Annotated in this window: 1 protein-coding gene; it reads left to right on the top strand. The window is 70.6% G+C overall.

Annotation, left to right across the window (positions count from 1 at the left end; all coding sequences use genetic code 11):
- Positions 1-2,095 (top strand): condensation domain-containing protein (locus tag H0U68_RS16830; protein ID WP_296357641.1); only part of this gene is annotated, 2,095 nt, incomplete at both ends.

Here is a 2,095-nt window from a genome sequence, read left to right as displayed (position 1 = left end):
CATCGGCGCCGAACGCGGCTACAGCGTGCGCTTCGCGCTCGCGTCCGGCGAGGAGGGCGGCGTGCACGCGGTGTTCCTGCGCACGCCGCGCGACGGCGACGGGCCGGTGGTGGACTGGTCGGCGCTGTACCCGGTAGCCGGCGCGGGCGACGCCGACCTGCGCGCGCTGGCGCACGAGCCGTATTCCGAGGACAGGCAGTCGGGCCTGCAGCACAGCGTGCTCGAGCGACTGCGCGCGCAGCTGCCCGCCTACATGGTGCCGGCGCACGTGGTGGTGCTGGACGCCATGCCGCTCACGCCCAACGGCAAGATCGACCGCAAGGCGCTGCCCGCGCCCGACCTCACGCGCGGCGACGCCGGCTACGTGGCGCCGCGCACGCCGGTGGAAGAGACAACCGCGCGCATCTGGGCCGACGTGCTGGGCCTGGACCGCGTGGGCATCCACGACAACTTCTTCGACCTGGGCGGCCATTCGCTGCTGGCCACGCGCGTGATCTCCAAGGTGCGCACGCAGCTGGGCGTGGAGCTGCCGCTGCGCGCGCTGTTCGAGGCGCCCAGCGTGGCGGAACTGGCCGCGCGCATCGACACCGCGCGCGGCGAGCGCGCCGGCCGCGTGAGCGCGCCCATCGTGCCGGTACCGCGCGACGGCGCCATTCCCCTGTCGTACGCGCAGAACCGCTTTTGGTTCCTGGAGCAGTACCAGCCGGGCGTGCTGTCGTACAGCATGCCGGTGGCGCTGAACCTGCGCGGCGGCTGGGACATGCAGCGGCTGGCAAACGCCTTCGATGCATTGGTCGCACGGCACGAACCGCTGCGCACCACCTTCGGCCACCGCGGCGGCGTGCCCGAGCAGGTGATCGCGCCGGCCGCGCCGCTGGCCGTTGCGCTGGAGGATTTCAGCGCGCTCGGCGCCGAGGCCGCGCAGCAGGCCGTGGAGCGTGCCATGCGCGAGGAAGCCGGCACGCCGTTCGAACTGGCAAAGGGGCCGCTGTTCCGCGTGCGGCTGCTCAAGGCCGGCGAGGGCGAGCACGTGCTGTTGATGACCTTGCATCACATCCTGTACGACGCCTGGTCGTTCCGGGTACTGATGGAAGAGGTGATGCGCCTGTACGATGGCCTGCCGGTGCCGCAGCTGCCGATCCAGTACGCCGACTACTGCCACTGGGAACGCGAGCAGCTGAGCGGCCCGGTGCTGCGCGAGCAGCTGGACTACTGGCGCGGCCAGCTGGCGGGCGCGCCCGACCTGCTGGCCCTGCCGACCGACCGGCCGCGGCCTGCCGCCATGACCTACCGCGGCCAGTGGCACAACGCGGCCTTCTCGCCCGCGCTGACGCAGCGCCTCATGGCCCTGGGCAGCGCCTCGCGCGCGACGCTGTTCATGGTGATGGCGTCCGCGTTCAAGACGCTGTTCCACCGCCTGTGCGGCCAGAACGACCTGACCCTGGGCAGCCTGTCGGCCAACCGGCCGTACGGCACTGAGTCGCTGATCGGCATCTTCGCCAACATCGTCACCCTGCGCAGCACCATCGACGAGGACACGGTGTTCGGCGACGTGCTGGCCGTTACGGCCAAACAGGTGCTGGCGGTGCACGACTATCCGCTGCCGTTCGAGCTGGTGCTGTCCAACCTGGTGGAAAGCCGCAACCCCGCGTACATGCCGTTCGCGCAGGTGGTGCTGAACTACTACGACGAGGCGGAGCTGGGCGGCGCGCTGGACGACTTCAGTTCGGCCGAGGGCCTGCGCATCGCGGGCCGATCCAGCGCGCTGGGCGTGCAGGCGGATTTCGAGATCAAGGTGGAAATGCGCCTGGCGGGCGACCACCTGGCGATTTCCTACGTCTACAACACCGACTTGTTCGACGCGGCGACGCTGGCGCGCTGGCACGGACACCTGGAGCGGCTGGCCGAGGCGATCTGCGATCAGCCGCAGGCGCGCATTTCGCAATTGCCGCTGCTGGATGCGGTGGCGCAGGGCGCGATCCTGGCTGCTTGCAACGACGCGCGGCATTACGACGTGGACGGCACGCTGCATGGCTTGTTCGAGGCGCAGGCTGCGAGGCGCCCGCAGGCGATTGCGCTGACGCATGAAGAGCGT

It is taken from the genome of Ramlibacter sp. (genome assembly GCF_013697775.1).
In the GTDB taxonomy this organism is placed as follows: Bacteria; Pseudomonadota; Gammaproteobacteria; order Burkholderiales; family Burkholderiaceae_C; genus Ramlibacter.
Note: the sequence above shows the minus strand (reverse complement) of the source record. Positions and strands in the feature narration are given on the sequence as shown.